This window comes from Sphingomonas sp., assembly GCF_035490575.1.
Taxonomy (GTDB): Bacteria; Pseudomonadota; Alphaproteobacteria; order Sphingomonadales; family Sphingomonadaceae; genus Sphingomonas.
Genome location: NZ_DATJLI010000153.1, coordinates 44,300 through 68,652, shown reverse-complemented (window position 1 = coordinate 68,652; position 24,353 = coordinate 44,300). Strand labels below are relative to the sequence as shown.

General features: G+C 64.8%; 22 protein-coding genes and 1 pseudogene. 6 read left to right on the top strand and 17 right to left on the bottom strand.

Annotation, left to right across the window (positions count from 1 at the left end; translation table 11 throughout):
- The 3 genes from VL973_RS11695 to VL973_RS11685 form a co-directional block, all read left to right on the top strand.
- Positions 1 to 333 (top strand): hypothetical protein (locus VL973_RS11695; protein WP_325284193.1); only part of this gene is annotated, 333 nt, incomplete at its 5' end.
- 535 nt (positions 334 to 868) lie between these two features.
- The gene (locus VL973_RS11690; protein ID WP_325284192.1) at positions 869 to 2,170 is read left to right on the top strand and encodes a UDP-glucose dehydrogenase family protein; all 1,302 of its coding nucleotides are present in this window, start codon (positions 869 to 871) and stop codon (positions 2,168 to 2,170) included.
- Entirely contained in the window at positions 2,170 to 3,162 is a 993-nt protein-coding gene (locus VL973_RS11685) for an NAD-dependent epimerase/dehydratase family protein (RefSeq protein WP_325284191.1), read from the top strand. Before VL973_RS11690 ends, VL973_RS11685 begins: the two co-directional genes overlap by 1 nt.
- Before the next feature lie 103 nt (positions 3,163 to 3,265).
- Here the strand turns inward: VL973_RS11685 and VL973_RS14315 are convergent.
- The 10 genes and pseudogenes from VL973_RS14315 to VL973_RS11635 all read right to left on the bottom strand — a co-directional run.
- Positions 3,266 to 3,406: pseudogene (locus VL973_RS14315) on the bottom strand (IS5/IS1182 family transposase); the annotation flags it as partial.
- Positions 3,407 to 3,417: 11 nt separating this feature from the next.
- Positions 3,418 to 3,648, bottom strand: coding sequence for a transposase (locus tag VL973_RS11675; RefSeq protein ID WP_325284189.1), 231 nt, complete (start codon positions 3,646 to 3,648; stop codon positions 3,418 to 3,420).
- 207 nt (positions 3,649 to 3,855) lie between these two features.
- Positions 3,856 to 5,027 (bottom strand): IS3 family transposase gene (locus VL973_RS11670; RefSeq protein ID WP_325284188.1). Its coding sequence is split into 2 segments (ribosomal slippage): positions 3,856 to 4,763 and positions 4,763 to 5,027, totalling 1,173 coding nucleotides; the frame shifts between segments, so codons are not numbered across the junction.
- 230 nt (positions 5,028 to 5,257) lie between these two features.
- Positions 5,258 to 6,406: a glycosyltransferase family 2 protein gene (locus tag VL973_RS11665; RefSeq protein WP_325284187.1), complete on the bottom strand. Its 1,149-nt coding sequence runs from the start codon at positions 6,404 to 6,406 to the stop codon at positions 5,258 to 5,260.
- 149 nt (positions 6,407 to 6,555) lie between these two features.
- Entirely contained in the window at positions 6,556 to 7,335 is a 780-nt protein-coding gene (locus VL973_RS11660) for a sulfite exporter TauE/SafE family protein (protein WP_325284186.1), read from the bottom strand.
- A gap of 34 nt (positions 7,336 to 7,369) precedes the next feature.
- The gene (locus VL973_RS11655) at positions 7,370 to 8,131 is read right to left on the bottom strand and encodes a 3'(2'),5'-bisphosphate nucleotidase CysQ (protein ID WP_325284185.1); all 762 of its coding nucleotides are present in this window, start codon (positions 8,129 to 8,131) and stop codon (positions 7,370 to 7,372) included.
- A complete protein-coding gene (gene cysN / locus VL973_RS11650) occupies positions 8,128 to 10,038 on the bottom strand; it encodes a sulfate adenylyltransferase subunit CysN (RefSeq protein ID WP_325284184.1) in 1,911 nt (636 codons plus the stop codon). Before cysN ends, VL973_RS11655 begins: the two co-directional genes overlap by 4 nt.
- On the bottom strand, positions 10,038 to 10,937 hold the full coding sequence (gene cysD, locus VL973_RS11645; RefSeq protein WP_325284199.1) for a sulfate adenylyltransferase subunit CysD: 900 nt from the start codon (positions 10,935 to 10,937) through the stop codon (positions 10,038 to 10,040). Before cysD ends, cysN begins: the two co-directional genes overlap by 1 nt.
- A 232-nt stretch (positions 10,938 to 11,169) precedes the next feature.
- On the bottom strand, positions 11,170 to 12,348 hold the full coding sequence (locus VL973_RS11640) for a zinc-dependent alcohol dehydrogenase (RefSeq protein ID WP_325284183.1): 1,179 nt from the start codon (positions 12,346 to 12,348) through the stop codon (positions 11,170 to 11,172).
- Positions 12,348 to 12,968 carry an SRPBCC family protein gene (locus VL973_RS11635; protein WP_325284182.1) on the bottom strand — a complete coding sequence of 207 codons (621 nt, stop codon included), beginning with the start codon at positions 12,966 to 12,968 and terminating at the stop codon, positions 12,348 to 12,350. The genes VL973_RS11640 and VL973_RS11635 overlap by 1 nt, the downstream gene beginning before the upstream one ends.
- Before the next feature lie 177 nt (positions 12,969 to 13,145).
- On the opposite strand from VL973_RS11635, the gene VL973_RS11630 reads away from it, so the two are divergent.
- A complete protein-coding gene (locus VL973_RS11630; protein WP_325284181.1) occupies positions 13,146 to 13,700 on the top strand; it encodes a septal ring lytic transglycosylase RlpA family protein in 555 nt (184 codons plus the stop codon).
- Positions 13,701 to 13,704: 4 nt separating this feature from the next.
- Here VL973_RS11630 and VL973_RS11625 read toward each other — a convergent pair whose 3' ends face one another.
- Complete coding sequence (locus VL973_RS11625) at positions 13,705 to 14,181, bottom strand: Saro_0803 family transcriptional regulator (RefSeq protein ID WP_325284180.1); 477 nt, start codon at positions 14,179 to 14,181, stop codon at positions 13,705 to 13,707.
- 154 nt (positions 14,182 to 14,335) lie between these two features.
- Between VL973_RS11625 and katG the strand changes: the two genes are divergently transcribed.
- Positions 14,336 to 16,549 (top strand): catalase/peroxidase HPI, encoded by a 2,214-nt coding sequence (katG, locus tag VL973_RS11620; RefSeq protein WP_325284179.1) that lies wholly within the window; start codon positions 14,336 to 14,338, stop codon positions 16,547 to 16,549.
- A 75-nt stretch (positions 16,550 to 16,624) separates the two neighbouring features.
- Here the strand turns inward: katG and tldD are convergent, their stop codons facing one another.
- The 5 genes from tldD to VL973_RS11595 form a co-directional block, all read right to left on the bottom strand.
- Complete coding sequence (gene tldD, locus VL973_RS11615; protein ID WP_325284178.1) at positions 16,625 to 18,055, bottom strand: metalloprotease TldD; 1,431 nt, start codon at positions 18,053 to 18,055, stop codon at positions 16,625 to 16,627.
- Between the two features lie 18 nt (positions 18,056 to 18,073).
- A complete protein-coding gene (locus tag VL973_RS11610) occupies positions 18,074 to 18,301 on the bottom strand; it encodes a zinc-finger domain-containing protein (protein ID WP_325284177.1) in 228 nt (75 codons plus the stop codon).
- Between the two features lie 112 nt (positions 18,302 to 18,413).
- On the bottom strand, positions 18,414 to 20,252 hold the full coding sequence (gene typA / locus VL973_RS11605) for a translational GTPase TypA (protein WP_325284176.1): 1,839 nt from the start codon (positions 20,250 to 20,252) through the stop codon (positions 18,414 to 18,416).
- A gap of 90 nt (positions 20,253 to 20,342) precedes the next feature.
- On the bottom strand, positions 20,343 to 21,149 hold the full coding sequence (locus VL973_RS11600) for a DUF72 domain-containing protein (RefSeq protein ID WP_325284175.1): 807 nt from the start codon (positions 21,147 to 21,149) through the stop codon (positions 20,343 to 20,345).
- 32 nt (positions 21,150 to 21,181) lie between these two features.
- Positions 21,182 to 21,493, bottom strand: a complete 312-nt coding sequence (locus VL973_RS11595; RefSeq protein ID WP_325284174.1) for a hypothetical protein — start codon at positions 21,491 to 21,493, stop codon at positions 21,182 to 21,184.
- Positions 21,494 to 21,587: 94 nt separating this feature from the next.
- On the opposite strand from VL973_RS11595, the gene VL973_RS11590 reads away from it, so the two are divergent.
- Positions 21,588 to 22,544 carry a 2-hydroxyacid dehydrogenase gene (locus VL973_RS11590; RefSeq protein WP_325284173.1) on the top strand — a complete coding sequence of 319 codons (957 nt, stop codon included), beginning with the start codon at positions 21,588 to 21,590 and terminating at the stop codon, positions 22,542 to 22,544.
- A 4-nt stretch (positions 22,545 to 22,548) separates the two neighbouring features.
- Here the strand turns inward: VL973_RS11590 and VL973_RS11585 are convergent, their stop codons facing one another.
- A complete protein-coding gene (locus tag VL973_RS11585) occupies positions 22,549 to 24,231 on the bottom strand; it encodes a carboxylesterase/lipase family protein (RefSeq protein ID WP_325284172.1) in 1,683 nt (560 codons plus the stop codon).
- Positions 24,232 to 24,353: the final 122 nt, after the last annotated feature.

The following is a 24,353-nucleotide window of genomic DNA, read 5'->3' as shown; positions in this document are numbered from 1 at the left end:
GATCTGGTCCGGTCGATCCTGAACCGGGTCGTTGGCCCCTTTCAAATGTCGGACGACGATTTCACCGCTTTTTTTGATAACCTTGCCGAGAATGGGAGTCCCGTCGATCGCGCGAAGTTCACCGTATATCGCGCGGTGGCGGCGATCGGTGCGGACGAATTTCCGCGCGAACCAACGCGCCTGGGTGAGCGGGTCGACGTCTATGAACGCAAGGTTGTGACTCAATTCATAACGCATACCGATTATGCCCGGATCGACCCGCAGAGCGATCCGGTTTCGTTCATTGGCACCAATTCATGCTCGAGCCCCTTTGCCCGGTTCGATACCGCTTAAACAGCTTAGGCGGCGCAGCGGCGGTCAGTCCACGAATAATCAACCCCGGCAGCGCGTTCGAACGGAAGGATGTGCCGTTCTGCCAAAGGGATGGCAGCATTCGATTTTCCCATATTTGGACAACCGGACGAGCCGCGACGTTAACGTGAAAGGCGAACGTCAGTTCATTGCGCCGCAACGGCTGAGCAAGGATATAAAGAACTTGCGCTTTCGTGGTTCATGTCCTGATCGAAGCGCGATACCAGTATTTTCGAGGCAGGTTTTTTCTATTATATAGTTGCAAACTATTTACTCGGGGAACGTACATCTAGCACGTTTAGATCTAGGATCGTTCTGCCTCATCCTTGGGGTTCCTTACCCTGTCGGCCGCCAAAAGACTTGGCCCGTTGCCGGATATTGTGCACGAACGAATGGCGTGGGCCAGCGGAGTCAATCGGCTGCCGCTCGACCCACGCGTTATTTTGCCGCTGGAAGCGCAAAACATCTGCGTTTAAGGCGTGCTGCACTGCAAGATACAACAGCGAAGGGATTGTAAATGCGCATCCGGATGGTGGGATCAGGGTATGTCGGGCTGGTGTCCGGGGCGTGCTTCGCGGATTTCGGGCATGACGTCATCTGCGTCGACAAGGACCAGTCCAAGATCGACGCGCTGCTCGACGGACGCATGCCGATCTATGAGCCGGGCCTTGACGAACTTGTCGCGCGCAACGTGGCGGCCGGCCGGCTGCGCTTCAGCACCAACCTTGGCGACAGCGTGAAGGATGCCGAAGCCATCTTCATCGCGGTGGGTACGCCGTCGCGGCGCGGCGATGGCCATGCCGATCTCAGCTATGTCTATGCCGCTGCCAAGGAAATCGCCGGCGCGATCACCGGCTTCACGGTGATCGTCGACAAGTCGACTGTGCCCGTGGGCACCGGCGACGAAGTCGAGCGGATCGTTCGCGAAGCCAATCCTGACGCCGATTTCGCGGTTGTCTCGAACCCCGAATTCCTGCGCGAAGGCGCGGCGATCGACGATTTCAAGCGGCCCGACCGCGTCGTCGTCGGCGGCGATAACGAACGCGCGATGGAAGTCATGCGCCAGATCTATCGTCCGCTGACCCTCAACCGCTCGCTGGTGATCGAGATGAGCCGCCGCGCGGCCGAGCTGACCAAATATGCCGGCAACGCGTTCCTTGCGACCAAGATCACGTTCATCAACGAAATTGCCGACCTTTGCGAAAAGGTGGGCGCCGACGTTCAGGACGTGGCGCGCGGCATCGGTCTGGACAACCGCATCGGATCGAAGTTCCTGCATGCCGGCCCGGGCTATGGCGGGTCGTGCTTTCCCAAGGATACGCTGGCCCTGCTCAAGACCGCGCAGGACCATGACGCGCCGCAGCGTATCGTCGAGGCGGTCGTCAGCGTGAACGACAACCGCAAGCGCGCGATGGGCCGCAAGGTCATCGCCGCGATGGGCGGCGACGTGCGCGGCAAGACCGTCGCGGTCCTGGGCCTGACCTTCAAGCCCAATACCGACGACATGCGCGACAGCCCGGCGATCGCGGTGATCCAGACGCTGCAGGATGCCGGCGCCACCGTCCGCGCATTCGATCCCGAAGGCACGGAACAGGCCAAGAAGGTGCTCGACAACGTCGTATATTGCGACGGCCCCTATGAAGCGCTCGAAGGGTCCGACGCGGTGGCGATCGTTACCGAATGGGATGCGTTTCGCGCGCTGGACCTCGACCGGGTCAAGTCGCTGCTCAGCGCGCCGGTCATGGTCGACATGCGCAATATCTATCCGCGCGACATGATCGAAAAGGCCGGTTTCACCTATCACGCGGTGGGTCGCTGATGTCGGCGCCGGTACTCGTCACGGGGGCGGCAGGTTTCATAGGTCATGCCGTCTCCCACCGCCTGATTGAACGCGGCGAGACGGTGATCGGCGTCGACAACCTGAACGACTATTATGACCCGGCGCTCAAGGATGCGCGACTGTCGACCTTCAACGGCCGGCGCGAGTTCGTGTTCGAGCGCATGGACATTGCCAACGCACAGGGCATTGCCGACCTGGTGGGACGACATGGCATCACCCGTGTCGTCCACCTGGCGGCACAGGCGGGGGTGCGGTACAGCATCGACAACCCATTTGCCTATCAACGCTCGAACCTCGACGGGCATCTCTCGATCCTCGAGGCATGTCGCCATACGCCGGGGTTCGAGCATCTGGTCTATGCCTCGTCCAGCTCGGTCTATGGCGACAAGCCGATGGGCGGCGCCGGCTTTACCGAGGACGAACGCGTCGACCGACCGGTCTCGCTCTATGCCGCGACCAAGCGCGCCTGCGAACTGATGAGTCAGTCCTATGCGCATCTCTATGCGCTGCCGCAGACGGGGCTGCGCTTCTTTACCGTCTATGGCCCATGGGGCCGGCCCGACATGGCCTATTTCGGCTTTACCCAGAAGATTTTGCGCGGCGACCCGATCGAAGTCTACGGCGAAGGCCGCATGGCGCGCGACTTCACCTATATCGACGACATCGTTGATGGCATCATCGGTGCCCTCGACAATCCGCCGCCCGCGCATGAAAACCGGCTGCTCAACATCGGCGACAGCTGCCCCGTCGGGCTGATGGAGATGATCGAGACGCTCGAACGCGCGATCGGCCGCGACGCGGTCAAGATCATGCGCCCTATGCAGCCCGGCGACGTCACCGCCACCTATGCCGATGTGTCGAAGCTGCACGCGCTGACCGGCTACAAGCCGCGGGTCATGCTCGAGGAAGGTCTCAGCCGCTTCGCCGACTGGTATCGCCATTTCTATGGCTCGAAGGGGTCGACCGGCTGATAGCTATTCAAGCCTATCGCCGTGCAGGTTAATATCGCAGACTTCGGTCTGCTAGCTTGATGCGACCATTCAGGCGAAAACCAGGCGGGTGGACGAATTTGAGCTAGTATCTGGCGGTGGCTGTATCGACCATGCCGAGGAATCTGTTGGCCAGTTGGTCGTAGCGGGTGGCAATGGCGCGATTGATCTTGAGATGGCCGAACATGCGCTCGATGCGATTGCGCTGTCGGTAGAGCGCCCGATCCTGATCGATTTTCACACGGCGGTTTGATTGGCCCGAATGACGGCCTTGATTGTTCTTTCGGCGAGGTCCGCGCGGATAGCGTCGGCGTCATAGCCTTTGTCTGCAAGGAAGGCGTCGGGTGCGCGATCAGGCAAATCGATCAGCGCATTATACGCCATACAATCCGCTGCTTCACCACCGGTCAGAATGAAGGCAAGCGGTCGTCCGAGGGCATCACTCAGGCAGTGTGACCTGCTGCCCATTTCCTGGGCCGCTTTGAGCTGGAAAATTCCAGTTATGGTGGAGGGCCAGGGAAGTGGAGTGAGCGATGAAGAAGTCGAAGTTTTCGGAGGCGCAAATCGCCTTCGTGTTGAAGCAGGCCGAGGATGGCACGAGCGTGGGCGAGGTGTGAGGTGGTCCCGCCTATTTGGACAGTTTTGCGGCTGAGCTAAGCTAATCCGGGTTATCGATCATGCCGCCATTTTGATCATCAGATCACGGGGGGCATGCCCCCCGTGATCTGAAGCGCCGATCAACCCATAAGCTTCCGCCGGGGTTCGCCCGGCCAGCCCCGAGTGGGGTCGCTGGTGATTGTAATAGGTGATCCACCGGCCAAGGCCAGCGCGCAGTTCCGATCCGGTCTCGAACGCGTGCAGATAGACGCACTCATATTTGAGGGAGCGCCAGAGGCGCTCGATGAAGACATCGTCCATCCACCGACCCCGGCCGTCCATGCTGATCCGCACCTCGGCGTCGCGCAGCACGCTCGTGAACGCGAAGCCGGTAAACTGGCTACCCTGGTCGGTGTTGAAGATCTCGGGCCTTCCAAAGCGCGCCAGCGCTTCCTCCAGCGCCGTCACGCAGAAGCCGGCATCCATCGTGTTCGACAGCCGCAAGGCCAGCACCTTCCGCGTCGCCCAGTCCATGATCGCGACCAGGTAGAGGAAGCCCCGACGCATCGGGATGTAGGTCACGTCGGCGCACCAGACATGGTTCGGCCGCTCGATCGCCAGCCCGCGCAGCAGATAAGGATAGACCCTGTGCTGCGGGTGCGGATCGCTCGTGCGCGGCCGCTGGTAGATCGGCGACAGCCTCATCTTCGCCATCAGCCGCCGCACCCGTCGTCGTCCAACATCATGGCCATTGCGGCGCAGATGCCGGACCATCTGGCGGCTGCCGTACCACGGCATGTCGAGAAACGCCGCGTCGATCACCCGCATCAACGCCAGCGTCTCTTCGGTCTCCGGCACCGGCGCATAATAGTAGCTCGACCGGCTGATCGACAGCAGCCGGCATTGCGCCGCGATCGACAGGCAGTGGTGAGCAGGATCGATCCACTCCCGCCTCCGTGCCACGCTCATCGACCGGAGGCCTTCGCTAAAAAATCCCGCTCCACGAGTAACTGCCCGATCTTGGCGTGCAGCTTGGCCACCTCCGCGTCGCTCGCCGCCCTGGCCGCCTCGCCGGCACCGGAGAACGTCGCCGACATCCCTTCGATCGCCTGACGCTTCCACGCCGCGATCATCGTGTGATGCACCCCATGCTTCGCTGCCAGCTCCGCCAGCGTCAGATCCCCACGGATCGCCTCCAGCGCCACCTTCGCTTTGAAATCCGCGCCATAGCGCTTCCTCGTCGTCTTCATTCCCGTCCGTCCTCACGTCGGGATTAGCTTAGCAACCTGTCCAGAAAAGCGGCACCACCTCAGCGGATGCAGGCGCGCTATCGCCGTGCGGCGGGCAAACGCTGGCAAGCGATGGCAATTACCATGGCGGCGGTCGCGGTCAGCGTGGAGCGGCCCGCGATCCGCCTGCTGCGCCGCCGGCCGACCCGCTAGCGCCGCCGGCCTGTGGCGCGCACCCTATCGCGCCCGCCCTATCGCGCCCGCCATGTGAAGACCGAAGTGGCCGCGTAATTCCACACGACGCCCACCGCAATCCCCGCCAGACCGGCCGAAAACCAGTTATAAAGCGCATCGTCGAACAGATAATCGGCGATCCCGACATTGGCGATCGCGCCCACCGAACAGGCCAGAACAAAGGTCAGCAGACCGCGCGACAGGCCGATGAAGCCGCGCAGGCGCCGGTCGCGATAGGTCAGCATGTTGTTGACGAAGAAGTTAAAGACCATCGCCGTCAGCGTCGCGAGCGCCTGTGCCCACAAAAAGGACGGTTCGCCCAGCGCGACCAGCGAGCCCAGCACCGCCATATGGACGAAAACGCCCAGCCCGCCGATGAACATGAACGACAGGAACCGTGCCGGCACGATATGCCCGATGATCTTGTCGACCAGCAGCAGCAGATATTCCCATATGATCAGCGTATCCAGCTTGCTCTCCCCCGCCTGACGGGTGCGAAACTGGTAGGGGAGTTCGCGGATGCGCAGCGGCTGTTTCGCCGACGCGGCAATGTCGAGCAGGATCTTGTAACCCTGTCCCGACAGGTCGCGCACTGCGCTGTAGAATGCCGGGCGCGAGATTGCGAAAAAGCCGCTCATCGGGTCGGTCAGGTCGGCGGAGGTGATCAGCCTCGCCAGCCGGGTCGCCGCCGTGCTGACCCGCGCGCGGTTCGCGTCCCAGTCGCCAATGCCACCGCCGGCGGTATAGCGCGATCCGACCACCAGGTCCGCCTCACCGCTTGTCAGTAGCGCCAGCATGTCGGGCAGCACCCGTTCATCATGCTGGAGGTCGGCGTCGATCACCGCGAGATAGGGTGCGGTGGTGCTCAACATCCCCTCGGTGACGGCGGTGGCCAGGCCGCGCCGCCCGACGCGGTGAATCACGCGCAGATTGCCGCGTGTATCCGCCAGTTCGGCCAGAATGTCGCGAGTGCCATCGGTTGAATCATCGTCGACGAACACCAGTTCAAACCGGATGCCCGACAGCGCGCTTTCCAGCGCCTGCGTTATCGCGCGGACATTGCCGGCTTCGTTGAAGGTGGGGATGATGACCGACAATTCGGGCGTTGCGCCAGGGCGGCGGGTTGCCGCGCGGTCGATATCGGGAGTTGCCGCCGGATGCTGCATCACAGCCCCGTTATTCGCCCGGATGGCGCACGGGCGGCGGCGTCGCCCCGGCGACGTCTTGACCGAAAATGCCGAACCCGCACAATATCATATCCTGAACCCCCAGCCGGTTGCCCGCGTTACCGGGCCGCGCGGAGGAGATAAAGCGGCTAAAGCGCCAGTTTGAGACCGGCGATCAGCAGCACGGCGGCCAGCACCGGCTGAACGATCCGTTCCGGCACCGTGCTGGCCAGCCGTGCGCCCAGCGCGATGCCCGGCACCGATCCCAGCAGCAACAGCCCCAGCAAGCTCAGGTCGACCGTGCCGAACAGCAGATGGATGACCCCGCCGACAAAGGCGATCGGCACCGCATGGGCAATGTCGGTCCCCACCAGCCGGCGCAGCGACAGGCGACGGGGATAAAGCATCATCAGCATGGTGGCGCCCAATGCCCCGGCACCCACCGACGTCATCGTCACCATCACGCCCAGCAGCGCCCCCGCCAGCACCGTGGCAATACGCTTCATCGCGGGAAAGGCGGGGTTCGACCGGATCGGGATCGACTGGACATAACCGGCCATCCTCTGGCGAAACAATGTCGAGATCGAGGTCAGGATCAGGACGATGCCCAGGCTGACGCTCAGCAAACTCGAATCGACATGGCCGTTGCCCGAATACCACAGCCACAGCCCGACCATCAGCGCGGCCGGGACGCTGCCCAGCGCCAGCAGCCGCACGACACCCATATCGACGCTGGCATGGCGGTGGTGGATATAGCCGCCGACGCTTTTGGTGATCGCCGCGAACCACAGGTCGGTGCCGATCGCAGTGGCGGGCGCGACGCCGAACACGAGGATGAGCAGCGGCGACATGAGCGAGCCGCCGCCGACGCCGGTAATGCCGACGATGATCCCGACCAGCAGTCCGGCCAGGATGTTCAGCCATTCCATCAAGGGGTTCCTGCCCGGTGTGGCATGGCGCGGGTCAGGCCGCCGACCGCGCGGGGTTCAGGCGGCGAACCCGCGCCAGCAGGTCGTCCGCCGCTTCGGCTCGGCAGATCAGCAGGTCGGGCAGATAGACGTCGCTTTGGTTATAGCGCATCGCCGCGCCGTCGATGCGTGACACATGTAGTCCGGCGGCCAGCGCCACCGCGACCGGCGCGCAACTGTCCCATTCGTATTGCCCGCCCGAATGGAGGTAGATGTCGGCCTGTCCGCGAAGCACGGCCATCGCCTTTGCGCCCGCCGAACCCATGGGCAGCAGTTCGGCGCCGATCTGCCCGGCCACGGCCACGGCCTCCGGCGCGGGGCGGCTGCGGCTGACCAGCATTCTGGGGGGTGTGTTGGGGGTAGGAAGCGGCGGCGGCGCGGCGCTGTCGAACGAAACGCCCAGCGCCGGCAGCGCGACCGCGCCGACCGCCGCTTGTCCGTCGACCGCCAATGCGACATGGACGGCCCAGTCGTCGCGCCCTTCGGAATATTCGCGCGTGCCATCCAGCGGATCGACGATCCAGACGCGGCTGCGCTCCAGCCGGGTGAGGTCGTCGACGCTTTCCTCGGACAGCACGGCGTCGTCGGGGCGGTCCTGTTTCAGCGCCTCCAGGATCATCGCGTTCGCCACCCGGTCGCCCGCCGCGCCCAATGCCTTGCCGTCGAACAGGCCGGTGTCGCGCAGGGTCAGCAGCAGCGCGCCCGCCGCATCGGCGATCCGGCGGGCAAGGCGCGCGTCATCGGCCAGGGTCGTCACGCGCCGAAAATCCGCTCGACGATCAATTCCGCGGCCTGTTCGGGCGTCATCGAAACGGTATCCACCGTGATTTCGGCATGTTCCGGTTCCTCATACGGGCTGTCGATCCCGGTGAAGTTCTTGAGCATACCCGCGCGCGCCTTGCGATACAGCCCCTTCACGTCGCGCGCCTCGGCCACTTCCAGCGGGGTGTTGACGTGGATTTCGATGAACTCGCCATCGGGCAGCATGTCGCGCACCATCGCCCGTTCGGCGCGGAAGGGCGAGATGAAGGCCGTCAGCACGATCAGGCCCGCATCGGTCATCAGCCGCGCCACTTCGCCCACGCGGCGGATATTCTCCACCCGGTCGGTGTCGGTAAAGCCCAGGTCGCGGTTCAGACCGTGGCGCACATTGTCGCCGTCCAGCAGGAAGCTGTGCTTGCCCAGCGCATGCAGCTTTTTCTCGACCAGATTGGCGAGCGTCGATTTGCCCGAACCCGACAGGCCGGTGAACCACAGCACGCAGGGGCGCTGGTTCTTCTGCGCGGCGCGCGCCTCACGCGTGAGGTCGATGGCCTGCCAATGCACATTCTGGCTGCGGCGAAGCGCAAAGTCGATCATGCCCGCGGCGACCGTGGCGTTGGTCGCCTTGTCGATCAGGATGAAGCCGCCAAGCTCGCGATCATCAGCATAGGATTCGAACGCGATCGGCTGATCGGTATAGACTTCGCACGCGCCGATATCGTTCATCGCCAGCGTCTTGGCCGACAATTGGGCCATGGTGTTGACGTCGACGACATGTTTGGGCGGTTGAACCGTGGCGGACACGGTGCGCGTGCCGATCTTCATCCAATATGCGCGACCGGGCAGCATCGCTTCGCCGTCCATCCAGACGACCATTGCCTGGAACTGGTCAGCGCCCTGTGGCGGCTGTTCGGCGGCGGCCAGCACGTCGCCCCGGCTGCAATCAATCTCGTCCGCCAGCGTCAGCATCACCGACTGTCCGGCGACCGCCACGGGCAGGTCGCCGTCCATGGTCACGATCCGCGCGACGGTGGAAGTGCGTCCCGACGGGACGACGCGCACCGCATCGCCCGGCCGCACCGAACCGCTGGCGATCATGCCGGCGAAACCGCGGAAATCCAGATGCGGGCGATTAACCCACTGCACCGCCATGCGGAACGGCTTTGCCCGGTCGCGCTCCACGTCCAGTTCGACCGTTTCCAGATGGTCGATCAGCGTCGGCCCGTCATACCAGGGCGTCCGTTCGGACCGGCTGGTGATATTGTCGCCGCCCAGACCCGAAATGGGGATCGGCACGAACCCCTCAATCCCGATCGATTCGGCGAACGCGCGATAGTCGGCGACGATCGTGTCGAAGCGATGCCGGTCGAACCCGACCAGATCCATCTTGTTCACCGCCAGCACGATGTGGCGGATGCCGATCAGGTGCGCGAGGTAGGAGTGCCGCCGCGTCTGCGTCAGCACCCCCTTGCGCGCGTCGATCAGGATCACGGCAAGGTCGGCGGTCGACGCGCCCGTCACCATGTTGCGCGTATATTGTTCGTGCCCCGGCGTATCGGCGACGATGAACTTGCGCTTTTCGGTCGTGAAAAAGCGATAGGCGACATCGATGGTGATGCCCTGTTCACGCTCGGCGGCGAGACCGTCGACCAGCAGGGCAAAGTCGATATTCTGCCCCTGCGTGCCCATCCGCCTGGAATCGGCCTCCAGCGTGGCGAGCTGGTCTTCGAAGATCATCTTCGAATCATATAAAAGCCGCCCGATCAGCGTCGATTTGCCGTCATCGACCGAGCCGCAGGTTATGAAGCGCAGCAGCGATTTGTTCTGGTGCGCCGCCAGATAGGCGTCGATATCCTGGGCAATCAGCGCGTCGGCGCGGTAGCTGGTTTCGCGATCGGCCATCAGAAATAGCCCTCCTGCTTCTTCTTTTCCATCGAGGCGGCCTGATCGTGGTCGATGGCGCGGCCCTGGCGTTCGCTGGTGGTGGTCAGCAGCATTTCCTGCACGACTTCGGACAAGGTCGCCGCTTCGCTCTCCACCGCGCCGGTCAGCGGGTAGCAGCCCAGCGTGCGGAACCGGATCGAGCGTTCGACCACCTGATCCCCCTCGCGAAAGCGGAAGCGGTCGTCATCGACCATCAGGATCAGCCCGTCGCGCTCAACCGTCGGGCGCGGCGCGGCGAAATACAGGGGCACGATCTCGATCCCTTCGGCCATGATATATTGCCAGATGTCGAGTTCGGTCCAGTTGGAGATGGGAAAGACGCGGATGCTCTCTCCCTTCGCCTTGCGCGCATTGTAGAGGTGCCACAATTCGGGGCGCTGGTTCTTGGGGTCCCAGCGGTGGCTGGCGCTGCGAAAGCTGAATACCCGTTCCTTGGCGCGGCTCTTTTCCTCATCGCGCCGAGCACCGCCGAACGCCACGTCGAACCCGTATTTGTCGAGCGCCTGCTTCAGCCCTTCGGTTTTCCACATGTCGGTGTGAAGGCCGCCATGGTCGAACGGGTTGATCCCCTGCGCCATCGCGTCAGGATTGTGATGGACCAGCAATTCCATGCCCGCCGCCTGCGCCGCGCGGTCGCGCAGTTCATACATCGCCTGAAACTTCCACGTCGTGTCGACATGCAGCAGCGGGAAGGGCGGGGGTGCTGGATAGAAGGCCTTTTTGGCGAGATGCAGCATGACCGCCGAATCCTTGCCCACCGAATAGAGCATCACCGGGCGTTCGGCCTCGGCCACGACTTCGCGCAGGATATGGATGCTCTCGGCCTCGAGCCGGCGCAGATGGTTCAGGTCGGTCACATTTTCATCAGACACGATCGTCCGCTTTCCTTGTCCCACAAGGGCGCGGGCCGCTTTGCCGCGGCAATGCCCGACAAGACCCGATTCCCCGGTTCGCGATGGCCGGCACGCCCCGACGACGAACGACGGAGCGGCCGGATGCAGGACATGGAACGTGGCGGTTCGCGCGGCGGACGTGAACCAATTTTATCTTTTGCCCACCTTGCAACCAGCATGGGCGGCCGTTTGGCAATCAGCCGCCGGGTTTCAGAATGACCTTGGTCCAGTCATTCTGCTGGTTGCGGAAATTGGCGTAGCCGTCGGCGGCCTGTTCCAGTGGCAGACGGTGGCTGATGAGGAAGGTGGTGTTGATCTTTCCTTCTTCGATCATCCCCAGCAGCATTTTCGTGTATTTTTGCACATGCGTCTGGCCGGTGCCGATCTTCAGCCCCTTTTCCATCAGCGCGCCGAGCGGAAACTTGTCGGTCATGCCGCCATAAACGCCGGGGATCGACACGCGCCCGCCCTTGCGCACGGCGAGCAGCGCCTGTTTCAGCGCGCTGGCACGGTCGGCGCCCATGCCGACGGTCTGCTTGGCGATGTCGAGCATGTTGTCGACGGCGAAGCCGTGCGCTTCCATCCCCACTGCGTCGATCACCGCATCGGGACCGATGCCGCCGGTCATCTCGTTCAGCGCCTCACGCACGTCGACATCGCGGAAGTTGATCGTCTCGCACCCCAATCCCGCGGCCAGTTCCAGCCGGTGGGGATAATGGTCGATGACGATCACGCGCGCGGCGTTCATCAGCTTGGCGCTTTGCGCCGCGAACAGCCCGACCGGCCCCGCGCCCCAGACGGCGACGGTATCGCCGGGTTCGATCTGGGCGTTTTCCGCCGCCATCCAGCCGGTGGGCAGGATGTCGGACAGGAACAGCACCTGTTCGTCCTCCAGATCGTCATTCTCGATCACGACCGGGCCGACATCGCTATAGGGAACGCGGACATATTCCGCCTGACCGCCTGGATAGCCGCCGGTCATGTGCGAATAGCCGAACAGCCCGCTCATCGGCTGACCGTAGAGCGTTTCCGAAATCTCGCGCTTGTCGACAGGGTTCGAGTTGTCGCACGCGCTGAACTGATGCTTGTCGCAAAAGAAGCAGGTGCCGCAGGCGATAGTGAAGGGCACGACCACACGCTGGCCCTTTTTCAGCGTCGATCCGGGGCCGGTTTCGACCACTTCGCCCATGAATTCATGGCCCAGGATATCGCCTGACAGCACGCCGGGGATCACCCCGTCATACAGATGCAGGTCCGAACCGCAGATTGCGGTCGATGTGACGCGGATGATCGCGTCGCGGGGATTGACGATTTCGGGATCGGGATGCGTGTCGACACGCACATCCTTTTTCCCGTGATAGGTGAGCGCGCGCATCAGTTCTTCTCCCGATCGAGCCGGTTGTCGCTGGTGGGGATCTCGCCGGTTTCCATCAGCGCCTTGAACCGCCGCAGGTCGCGACGCGCCTGCACTTCGGGTTCGCGCTGGAGCAATTTGGCGACGGCCACACCCAGCCTGCCCGCCGGGGGGCGATAGGCGACGACCAGTTCGACCTGGGTCCCGCGGTCTCCCGGTGCGTCGCGAAAGGCAACGCGGCCCTCGGTATCGATCGACGACCCTTCGACCGATCGCCATGCGATCAGTTCGCCCTGCCGCTCGCTGGCGATTTCGGTGACAACGCGCACGCTGCCTTCGCCGGGCGCGACGATTTCCCATTCGAACTGGCCATCGCCGACCGGGCTTACCGCATTCAGATTTTCCATGAAGCTGGGCAGGTTGGTGAAGTCACGCCAGAACGCGAAAAGCTCGTTTCGCGAAGGCCTGGCGATCGTCACCGTCTTGCCGACGACGCGATATTGGCCGAACCAGTCGCGCCGCGCGGTGCGGCCGGGCGCCGCGCCGGTCCCCGATGGCGATTTTGCCGTGCTGCGCGTCAGGGCAAGCAGCCCCACGGCCAGCGCCCCGACCGCAACGGCGGCTTGTGCACGGGGTTTCACGATACACCCGTGGAAAGGGTGAACAGGGTCGGGCGATGCGTCATGGCGGTCCTCCTTGTCGAAGCCCCAAGCGCCTCGCAGCGACGATCGTTCCAGTTGGCGAAGCGAAAAAGCACGCGATTGACATGGGTTATACGCAACCTTGCGTGCGGCGATCGGGCCGGTCAGAAGGGCGCCATGCCGCTGCCCCGCGCCCTTGTCCCCACTGCCCTGATGCTGGCGCTGGCGGCCTGTTCGGGTGGATTCCGTCCCGTTGCCGACACGCCGGTCAAGGTCGGATCGCCCTATCGCGTGCGCGGTGTCACCTATGCCCCTGCGGTCGATCCCACTTATGACATGTTGGGGCTGGCAAGCTGGTATGGTAGTGAATCGGGCAATCGCACCGCCAATGGCGAGCGGTTTCGGCCCAGATGGATCACCGCCGCGCACACCACGCTGCCGCTGCCCAGCTATGTCGAGGTGACGGCGCTCGATACCGGGCGCCGGATATTGGTGCGCGTCAACGATCGCGGGCCGTTTGCCGACAGGCGGCGGATCATCGACCTGTCACGTGGCGCGGCCGAGCGGCTGGGCCTGCATCGCGGTGGACCCGCGCCGGTGCGCGTTCGTGTCGTCCAGCCCGAGGAGCGCGATCGCGCCCGGCTTCGCAAGGGCAGGCCCGCACGCGACCTGTCGCCGGTGCCGCAGCGGGTGCTGGTCAATCTGCGAGCGCAACTGGCGGCGGCGCCATGATGCGCTATTCGCTGTGCAGCCGGGTCAGCAGCGCGATCAGTGTTTCGACCTCCGCCGGGGAATAGCGCGCCTTCAGCCAGTCCTCATGCGCGCGCACCGCGACCTTCGCCGTCGCCAGTGCGCGCCGCCCCTCGTCTGTCAGGTTCAGCGTCTGCTTGCGTCCATCCGTCGCCGAGCGACCGCGCGAAAGATAGCCGCGCGCTTCCAGCCGGTTGACGATCGCCATCATCGTCGCGCGGTCCATCCGCATCCGCTTGGCAAGCGTCGACTGGGCGATGTCGGGGTGATTGTCGACCAGCCACATCGCCGCGACCTGTTTCTGCGTCAGTTCCAGATGACCGAAGGTTTCGGTGAAGTGGCGATAGACCGCGCCATGCGCCAACCGGATGTGAAAACCGACGATATCGCGGATTTCGCCGATGTCCCCGGCGCCTTCGTCAGACGGGATGGTGGCCGCGACCGGCTCTCTTATCCTTCGCATCGCAACCGGGTTAGCTGGCGCCGGGCATGAAGTCGAGCGGTCGCTGCAAACGCACAACTCGCTTACTCTGACCGAAACAAGCGGTTGGACGTTGGCGAAGCGTCACGCGATCCTGCCATCATCAAGTTGTGCGTAATCGCCAAGAGGAGATGTCATGAACGTCGAGACGAAGTGCCCGGTTCATTCGGGCGGCAAGGTGGATGGTGCCGCTGTCCTGTTCGAGATGACCAACCGGCTGTGGTGGCCCAACGCGCTCGACCTGTCGGTGCTGCACCGCCACGGCCCGGCCGGCAATCCGATGGGCAAGGATTTCGATTATGCGGCCGAGTTCCAGACGCTCGACCTGGCAGCGGTCAAGGCCGACATCACCGCGCTGATGACTGATTCGCAGGATTGGTGGCCCGCCGATTTCGGCCATTATGGTCCGTTGTTCATTCGCATGGCGTGGCATGCCGCGGGCACCTATCGCATCGGTGACGGTCGCGGCGGCGCGGGTGAGGGGCAGCAGCGCTTCGCCCCGCTCAATTCATGGCCCGACAACGCCAATCTGGACAAGGCCCGGATGCTGTTGTGGCCGATCAAGCAGAAATATGGCCGCAAGCTCAGCTGGGCAGACCTGTTGGTGCTGACGGGCAATGTCGCGCTGGAATCGATGGGCTTCGAAACCGCGGGCTTTGCCGGTGGCCGCGCCGATGTGTGGGAACCCGCGCAGGACGTGAACTGGGGACCCGAGCGCGAATGGCTGGCGACCAGCGACACCGAGGGCAGCCGTTATTCGGGTGAGCGCGACCTGGCCAACCCGCTGGCGGCGGTGCAGATGGGCCTCATCTACGTCAACCCGGAGGGGCCGGACGGCAACCCCGATCCGCTGGCGGCGGCGCATGACATCCGCGAAACCTTTGGTCGCATGGCGATGAACGACGAGGAAACCGTCGCGCTGATCGCCGGTGGCCATACCTTTGGCAAGACGCACGGCGCGGCGGTGCCCGACGAGCATGTCGGCGCCGAGCCGGAGGGTGCCGATGTCGAGATGCAGGCGCTGGGCTGGGCCAACAGCTTCGGCAAGGGCCATAGCGAGGACACGATCACCAGCGGCCTGGAAGTCACCTGGACGCAGGAACCGACCCGGTGGACCAACCTGTATTTCAAGAACCTGTTCGAGCATGAGTGGGAACTGACCAAAAGCCCGGCAGGCGCGCATCAGTGGGTGGCGAAGGACGCGGCAGAGGACGTGCCCGACGCGCATGTGCCGGGCCGGATGCATCGCCCGACGATGCTGACCACCGACCTGTCGATGCGCTTCGATCCGATTTATGGCCCGATTTCGCGTCGTTTCTATGAAAACCCCGATCATTTCGCCAAGGCATTTGCCGAGGCGTGGTATAAGCTGACGCACCGCGACATGGGGCCGCACCCGCGCCTGTTGGGACCGGAAGTGCCCGCCGAACCCCGCCTGTGGCAGGACCCGGTGCCCGCCGTCGATCATCCGCTGATCGATGCCGGCGACATCGCCGCGCTGAAGGACAAGCTGCTGGCGTCGGGCCTGTCGGTGTCGCGGCTGGTCAAAACGGCATGGGCATCGGCATCGACCTTCCGCGCGACCGACAAGCGCGGCGGGGCGAACGGTGCGCGCATTCGCCTGGCCCCGCAAAAGGACTGGGCAGTGAACGAGCCGGTCGAGCTGGCTCGTGCGCTGTCGGTGATCGAAGGCGTGCAGCGCGACTTCAACGCTGCCGCCACCGGCAAACGCGTCAGCCTGGCCGACCTGATCGTGCTGGGCGGCGTCGCCGCCATCGAGAAGGCGGCGCGCGATGCGGGCCATGCGGTCAGCGTGCCGTTCACGCCGGGCCGCACCGATGCCACCGCCGAGCAGACCGACGCCGAATCGTTCGAGCCACTGGAGCCGGTGTTCGACGGTTTCCGCAACTATGCCGGGGGTGATACGCCCTATTCGCTGGAGGAAATGCTGGTCGAACGATCGGCGATCATGGGTCTGTCGGCGCCGGAGATGACGGTGCTGGTCGGGGGCCTGCGCGTGCTGGGCGCCAATCATGGCGATTCGACGCACGGTGTGTTCACCGACCGGCCCGAAGTGCTGACCAACGACTTCTTCGCCAAGCTGCTGGAAACCAGCTTCACGATGAAGTGGGAAGCGGTCGGCGACGGCACTTATGTCGCGCGCGACCGCGCGTCAGGCGAGCCGCGCTGGACGGGCACGCGCGTCGACCTGGTGTTCGGTTCGAACTCCCAGCTTCGCGCGCTGGCCGAAGTCTATGGCTCAGGCGACGCGGGCGAGAAGTTCGTCGGTGATTTCGTCAAGGCATGGACCAAGGTGATGGAGGCCGACCGCTTCGACCTGCACCGCTGATCGCGGCCTGACCGAATGAAAGGCGCCGCGTCCCCGATAAGGGGGCGCGGCGCTTTTTTGCGCGTTGTGGGGGGCTTAGTTCAGCGCCGTGCCGCCCACGGTCAGCCCGCCGATCAGCACGCTGGGCTGGCCGACGCCCGCGGGCACGGCCTGTCCGCCCTTACCGCACATGCCGACGCCTTCGTCCAGTGCGAAGTCGTTGCCGATGCCCTCCACGCGGGTCATCGCGGTGGGACCGTCGCCGATCAGCATCGCCCCCTTGATCGGGGTGCTCAGCCGACCGTTTTCGATCAGATAGGCCTCGGTGCAGGAAAACACGAAGCGGCCCGACACGATGTCGACCTGTCCGCCGCCGAAGCTGGTGGCGTAAATGCCGCGCTTGACGCGCGACATCAGCTCGGCCGGATCATCCTGTCCGCCGCGCATGAAAGTGTTGGTCATGCGCGGCATCGGCGCGTGCGCGAAACTTTCGCGGCGGCCATTGCCGGTGGGGGCGACACCCATCAGCCGCGCGTTCAGCCGGTCGTGAATATAGCCTTTGAGCACACCGTCCTCGATCAGGACATTCTCCTGTGTGGGCGTGCCTTCGTCGTCGATCGACAGCGAGCCGCGTTTCGCAGTGATCGAGCCGTCATCGACCACCGTGACGCCGGGTGCCGCCACGCGCTCACCGATGCGGCCTGAATAGACAGAGCTGCCCTTGCGGTTGAAATCGCCCTCCAGCCCGTGGCCGACCGCTTCGTGCAGCATCACGCCGCACCAGCCGGGGCCAAGCAGCACGGGCATTTCGCCCGCCGGGGCGGGGACGGCTTCCAGATTGACCAGCGCCTGACGCAGGGCTTCGTCCACGGCGCGGTTCCAGGTTTCGGGGGCCATCACCCGGTCATACAGCTCGCGTCCGCCAAGGCCGAAACCGCCCGATTCGCGGCGGCCATTCGCTTCGACCACGATGGTGACGTTCAGCCGGACCAGCGGGCGCACATCGGTCGCGGTGAAGCCGTCGGGGCGCACGACCTCCACGACGTTCCACGATCCGGTCAGAGCGACGCTGACTTGCGCCACGCGCGGATCACGCGCGCGGGCGGCGGCGTCGATCGTCTGGCACAGCGCCACCTTGTCGGCGAAGGACACCAGATCGAGCGGGTCGGCGGCGGTATAGAGGTGGCGGTTGTTGCCGCGCGGCGGCGGCGCCTTTGCCTGACGCGCCGGGTCGATCAGCGCCATGGTCGAGGTTGCGCGGCGAATGGCGTCGGCCGACAGCGCATTGCCTTGGGCGAATGCGGTCTGTTCGCCCGATACGGCGCGCAGGCCGAAGCCCGAATGATTATTGTAGGACGCGGTTTTCAGTCGCCCGTCATCGAACCCGAATGCTTCGCTGTGCGAATATTGCAGGTAAAGCTCGCCATCCTCGGCACGCGCCAGCGCGTCGGCGGTTAGCTTGAGGGCAATATCGGGGTCGAGCGCGTCGCCGTAGAGGAACGCGCGGGGATCGGTGGAAACAGTCATCCCACCGATATAGGCAGCTCAGCGGCCGGCACCATCCCCATGGTCGGGAAGCTGAGAATGATCGGCACCATCGGCCGGGCCGCCGATCAGCACGAAGCGGCGGTCGCAATAACCGCAATCGACATAGCCCGATTCATCGATCTGGAGCCAGACGCGCGGATGGCCCAGCGCGGGTTCGATTTCGCCGGCGCCGTCACAGGCAACACGCGGGGTCGAGGTGCGGATGAGTTCGGGCGGGGCGATCATGGCGGTTCGATTAGCAGCGCTTTTCGGGGGCGGCAACGGTCGCGTTGCGCCACGCCCGCCCGAATGAAATCCGCCGCCCAGGTCGGAACCGGGGCGGCGGGAATAGATCAGCTTACGCGGCCTTCTGACGGCTCTGGCGCTTGCGCTCGTTCGGGTCGAGATAGCGTTTGCGAAGCCGGATCGACTTGGGCGTCACTTCGACCATTTCATCATCGTCGATATAGGCGATCGCCTGTTCCAGCGTCATCCGCTTGGGCGGGGTCAGCCGGATCGCGTCGTCCTTGCCCGACGAGCGGATGTTGGTGAGCTGCTTGGCGCGCATCGGATTGACCTCAAGGTCGTCCGTCTTGGCATTTTCGCCGATAATCATGCCTTCATAGAGCGCTTCGCCATGTCCGACGAACAGGATGCCGCGCTCTTCCAGCGAGTTGAGCGAATAGGCATTGGCCTCGCCCGTGCCGTTGGAGATCAGCACGCCGTTCTTGCGGCCTTCGATCGGACCCTTGTGCGGGCCATATTTCTCGAACAGCCGGTTCATGATGCCGGTGCCGCGCGTGTCCGACAGGAACTCGCCATGATAGCCGATCAGGCCGCGCGAGGGGGCGGAGAAGGTGATGCGCGTCTTGCCGCCGCCCGATGGGCGCATGTCGGTCATCTCGGCTTTCCGCAGGTTCATCTTTTCGACGACGGTGCCCGAAAACTCCTCGTCCACGTCGATGACGACGGTTTCATACGGCTCGGTCTTGTTGCCGCTTTCGTCGGTGCCGAACAGCACGCGCGGGCGGCTGATGCCCAGTTCGAAACCCTCGCGGCGCATCGTCTCGATCACGACGCCCAGCTGAAGCTCGCCGCGGCCGGCAACCTCGAAGCTGTCCTTGTCGGCGGCTTCAGTGACGCGGATGGCGACGTTCGATTCGGCTTCGCGAAGCAGGCGGTCGCGGATCATGCGCGACGTCACCTTGCTGCCCTCACGCCCCGCCATCGGCGAATCGTTGACGGCAAAACGCATCGACAGCGTGGGCGGGTCGATCGGCTGCGCCTGAATCGGCACGCTGACCGATGTGTCGCAGATGGTGTTCGACACGGTTGCCACGGTCAGGCCGGCCAGGCTGATGATGTCGCCGGCCTTCGCCTCGTCCACCGGCACGCGCTCAAGGCCGCGGAACGACATGATCTTGGACGCGCGGCCCGTTTCGATGACGTTGCCGTCCATGTCCAGCGCGTGGATCGGCTGATTGGTGCGGACCGTGCCCTGCTCGACACGGCCGGTCAGGATGCGGCCAAGGAAGTTGTCGCGGTCGAGCAGCGTGACGAGGAACTTGAACTCTGCCTCGGGATCGACGGCGGGCGGGGGCACATGCTCGACGATCTTCTCGAACATCGGCGTCAGCGTGCCTTCACGCGCTTCCGGGTCCGTCGAGGCATAGCCGTTGCGGCCCGATGCGAACAGCACGGGGAAATCGAGCTGGTCGTCATTCGCCTCAAGACTGACGAACAGGTCGAACACCTCGTCCAGCACTTCCTGGATGCGCGCGTCCGAACGGTCGACCTTGTTGACGACGACGATGGGGCGCAGGCCCAGCTTCAGCGCCTTGCCGGTCACGAACTTGGTCTGCGGCATCGCGCCTTCGGACGAATCGACCAGCAGGATGACGCCGTCGACCATCGACAGGATGCGTTCCACCTCGGCACCGAAATCGGCGTGGCCGGGGGTGTCGACAATGTTGATGCGGATCGAGTTCTCGGGCGTGCCGTCGGGCGACCAGTCCACCGAAGTCGGCTTCGCAAGGATGGTGATCCCGCGTTCCTTTTCGAGATCGTTCGAATCCATCGCGCGCTCTTCCACGCGCTGATTGTCGCGGAAGGTGCCCGATTGGCGGAAAAGCTGGTCGACGAGCGTGGTCTTGCCATGGTCGACGTGGGCGATGATCGCCACGTTGCGGAGTTGCATAGGGTGTCCGTTGGTTTGGCCGCGCCCGTCGCGCGGGGTTCGGGTGGCGCGCTTAGCTCATTTGCTGCGTTGGCGAAAGGGGGATGCGGTTCAGGGGCGGCCGACCCGGTCGATCAGCGCCATGGCGGCGGCGGGGGCGCGTTCCTTGGCGCCGTTTATCATGAAGGCGAACACGTCGCGGGGCTTCCGGTCGATCGGTGTGCCGACCAGCGGCAGGTCGCCTGCCTGCGCGCCTGACGCCCAGTCGCGCGCCCAATCGGCAAAGCGGTCGTGCGTCGCGGCGGGGAAACCCTGTTCCTCTGCCGACATGGCATTTTCAAAGCGGGCATAGACGAAATCGCCGCTAACATCGCCGATGCCGGGATAATCGTCGGACCAGGCGTTGACGATCGCCACCCCGGCGGCGCGAGCCATGTCGACAAAGGCGGGGTCGCGGAAGCTGTCGTGGCGCACCTGCACCGCGTGGCGCAGGCCGACGCCGGCATGGCTGGCGGGCAGCAGTTTCAGGAACGCCCCGAAATCGTCGGCGTCGAACTTCTTGGTGGCCATGAACTGCCACAATATCGGACCCAGCCGGTCGCCCAGTTCGACAATGCCCTGATCGACAAAGCGCGCGATCGATTCGCCCGCCCCGGCCAGCAGCTTGCGGTTCGTGACGTATCGCGACGCCTTGAGCGTGAAGACGAAACCGTCGGGCACCGCCTTTGCCCAATTGGCGAAGGTGGCGGGTTTGAAGCTGGAATAGTAGGTGCCGTTGACCTCGATCGCGGTCATGGCGGCGGCGGCGTGTTCCAGCTCGCGCTTGTGCGGCAGCCCTTCGGGATAGAAAGTGCCGCCGCGCCACGGTTCATAGGTCCAGCCGCCGATGCCGACGCGAATCGTGCCCGCCTTTGTCATGTCGCTGTCGTAGCAGGCCGGTCGCGGCAGCGTCAGGGCTGGCTGCGAACCGCGCCGCGATCATTCACCAGCGTGGGCGACGGGCCGGTGGCGGGACGCAGTGCTTCGCGCTCGGCGGCGCTGACGGGGGCGGTGGGATCGGGGCGGAAGTCGACCGGTGCGCGCCGATCCGCGTCCGGTCGGCTGCCGTCGCGGGGCAGGTCGGGGGCGGCGTGCCCCTCCTCAGGCGCGCGGCGGCGCATCGCCCAGCCGAGCGCGGCAATGCCCGCCGCGGCAACGGCGATCCCCGCGCCCGCCGCCAGCACGGCATTGCGGGACAGGTCGGGCAGGGGGCGTTGCATCATCGTGGCTCTCCGGAAAGGGGGTGCCCGGTCAACCGGCGGGCGCGCCGGCGGTTCCGTCGATGGCGATGCACCCGCTTTGCGCTAGGATGCGGGTATGACCCTGCCGACGCTGATCCAGCTTTCGCCCTTTTCCGACGATCTCGAAGCCGCGCTGGCCGCGCGCGGGTGTGTGGTGCGGTGGTTCGAAATGACCGATGTAGGCCAGGCGCGCTGGCTGGCGGATCATGCGGGTGAGGCCACGGCGATCATCACCAACGGCCATGTCGGCGCTCCCCGCGACCTGATTGAAGCGTTGCCGTCGCTGCGGCTGATCGCGGTCAATGGTGTCGGATATGACCAGATCGATATCGCCCATGCCGACAGGTGCGGCGTGGCGGTGACGAACACGCCCGACGTGCTGACCGACGATGTGGCCGACCTGGCGGTGGGGCTGGTGATCGGCCTGATCCGGCAATTGCCGCGCGCTGACAGCTTCGTTCGCAGCGGCGCATGGGCGGAAGGCAACATGCTGCTTGCGCGCAAGGTGACGGGGCGGCGGTTCGGGATCGTGGGGCTGGGCCGGATCGGTGCCGCAATTGCGGATCGGCTGCGCGCGTTCGGGCCGGTTGCCTATTCCGGACGCGCGCCAAAGCCCGTCGATTATCATTTCCACGATAGCCCGCGCGCGCTGGCGGCGGCGTGTGACGTGCTGATCGTGGCGACCGCCGCGACGCCGGAGACGCGGCACCTGATCGACGCCGATGTGCTGGCTGCACTCGGTCCCGACGGCGTGCTGGTCAACGTTGCGCGGGGGTCGGTGGTGGATCAGGACGCGCTGGTCGCCGCGATCGAGCGCGGCACCATCGCCGGCGCCGCGCTGGATGTGTTCGCCGACGAACCGGACGTGCCGCGCGCGCTGATCGACAGCGACCGCACGCTGCTGACCCCGCATATCGCCAGCGCCACGGTGGAGACACGGCGGGCGATGGCGGCATTGTTGCTCGACAATCTCGATGCCGGGCTGGCGGGCCGACCGCTGCTGACGCCTGTCGGCATCGACCGGCCCGGTTGAGGGGTCAGGCGGTCAACAGGATGCGCCGCGCCGCGCCTTCGGGATCGTCGACCATCCGGCACTGATTGTCGAACACCATCGTCTGGCACCGCGTCGGATCGGTCGTGGTCCAGTTCAGGCCTGGCTGGCTGGGATTGCCGGTGCGCGCAAAATTGGCGAATGCCCGCGCGCATTTGGCGGCTAGCGCGCGTGCTTCTTTCGTGTCGCCGGTGCCTTGTTCGCACCTTTTGGTGTTGTCGAAGAAGAACGCCAGTTCGGCCGTGTGCCAGGCCCCGGCAAAGCCATCCAGTTGCGGCGACTGCCACTGGAAATGATATTGATAGACGGGCGCGCCGCCCTGTTCATGACGCAGCCGGACCATGCGCTGGATATTGTTGCGATAGGTCAGGCCCTGCACGCCGTAGCTGAGCGTGCGGACGGCCTTTTCGGGATGGGCGCGCTTCATTTCATCGACCAGCGCATTGGCGCGCTGTGCGCCCAGCGTCTCGGTCAGTTGCGCGCGCCATTCGGCCTCGGTCGGGTTCTGGCTGAAGCGCATCCCTTCCTCGCTGGTGCCGCCGATCACCAGCGGGATGTTGCGCGAAACCGCGGGCGCGGTGTCGAGGAAGCTGCGGACGGTAACCAGCCGCCCGTCGAGCGTCGGTCCCCAGCCTACGCGCGGCGTCGGTGTCGCGCCCGGATTGGGCAGTCCGCGCATGGGTCCGTTGATCTCACCCGCGACCTTGCTGCCGGTTTCGAACAGGCGCTGCCATTCGATCTTCTGCAGCGCCTCCAGCGCGGCCAGGCCGGTACCGATGTCCAGCCGCTTGACCACCGTGCGAGCGAAGTCGCGCGACTGTTCGGCGGTGGGTATGTTGCCGCCGCCGCCCGACATGATCGCCGCGCGGTGGAACGTGCCGGCGGCGGCCGCCATGCCCAGCAGCGTCGTCACCTTGGACCCGCCGCCCGACTGGCCATAGATCATTACCTTGTCGGGATCGCCGCCGAACGCGGCGATATTTTCCTGAACCCATTTCAGCGCGGCGACCAGATCGGTCATCCCGACATTGGCCGAGTCGCGATAGGCATCGCCGCCCAGTTCGGACACATCGAAAAAGCCCAGCGCGTTCAGCCGGTGATTGACCGACACCTGCACCACGTCGTGATTGCGCGCCATTTGCGCGCCCTCATGACTGGGCAGTTCATAGGCCGAGCCGAAGGCAAAGCCGCCGCCGTGGAAATAGACCATGACCGCGCGATTGCCCGACAGCGACGGGGTCCAGACATTCAGCTTGAGCATGTCCTCCCCCTGGAAACCGTCGTCCCAGTCCTGAAGGAAAGTATGCTCGATCGCGCGGAAATTGTGCGGGGTCTGGGGACAGTTCGCGCCATAGACCAGCGCGTTATACGGCTCGGTCCAGCGCTTGGGCGCCTTGGCGGGCAGCCAGCGATTGGCGGCGCCGGTATCGTCGCCATAGGGAATGCCCTTGAAGTGGAACACGTCGCCCGCGACGAAGCCGCGCACCGGGCCATATTGGGTGCGGGCGATGGCATTGCGGGGCGTCGAGCAGCCGCCCGGCCCGCTATGCGCGCCCACCTTCACGCTGTCCGAGGCGCGTGCCGTGCCCGCCAGCGCCAGTCCCATCGGTGCCGCGCCCAGCAAGGCGCGCCGATCGAGCCGGAAGCCCGTTTCGTTTCCGTCATTCATGCAAACTCTCCCGTTGGTTCCGGTCGTTGCCGGCTACGGGGCGCAGCCATGCCATGGTTGCGCTATCATGTCATACAAGAACGTATCGGCGGGAGCGCTAGCGTCGAGGCGGTGCGCCGTTC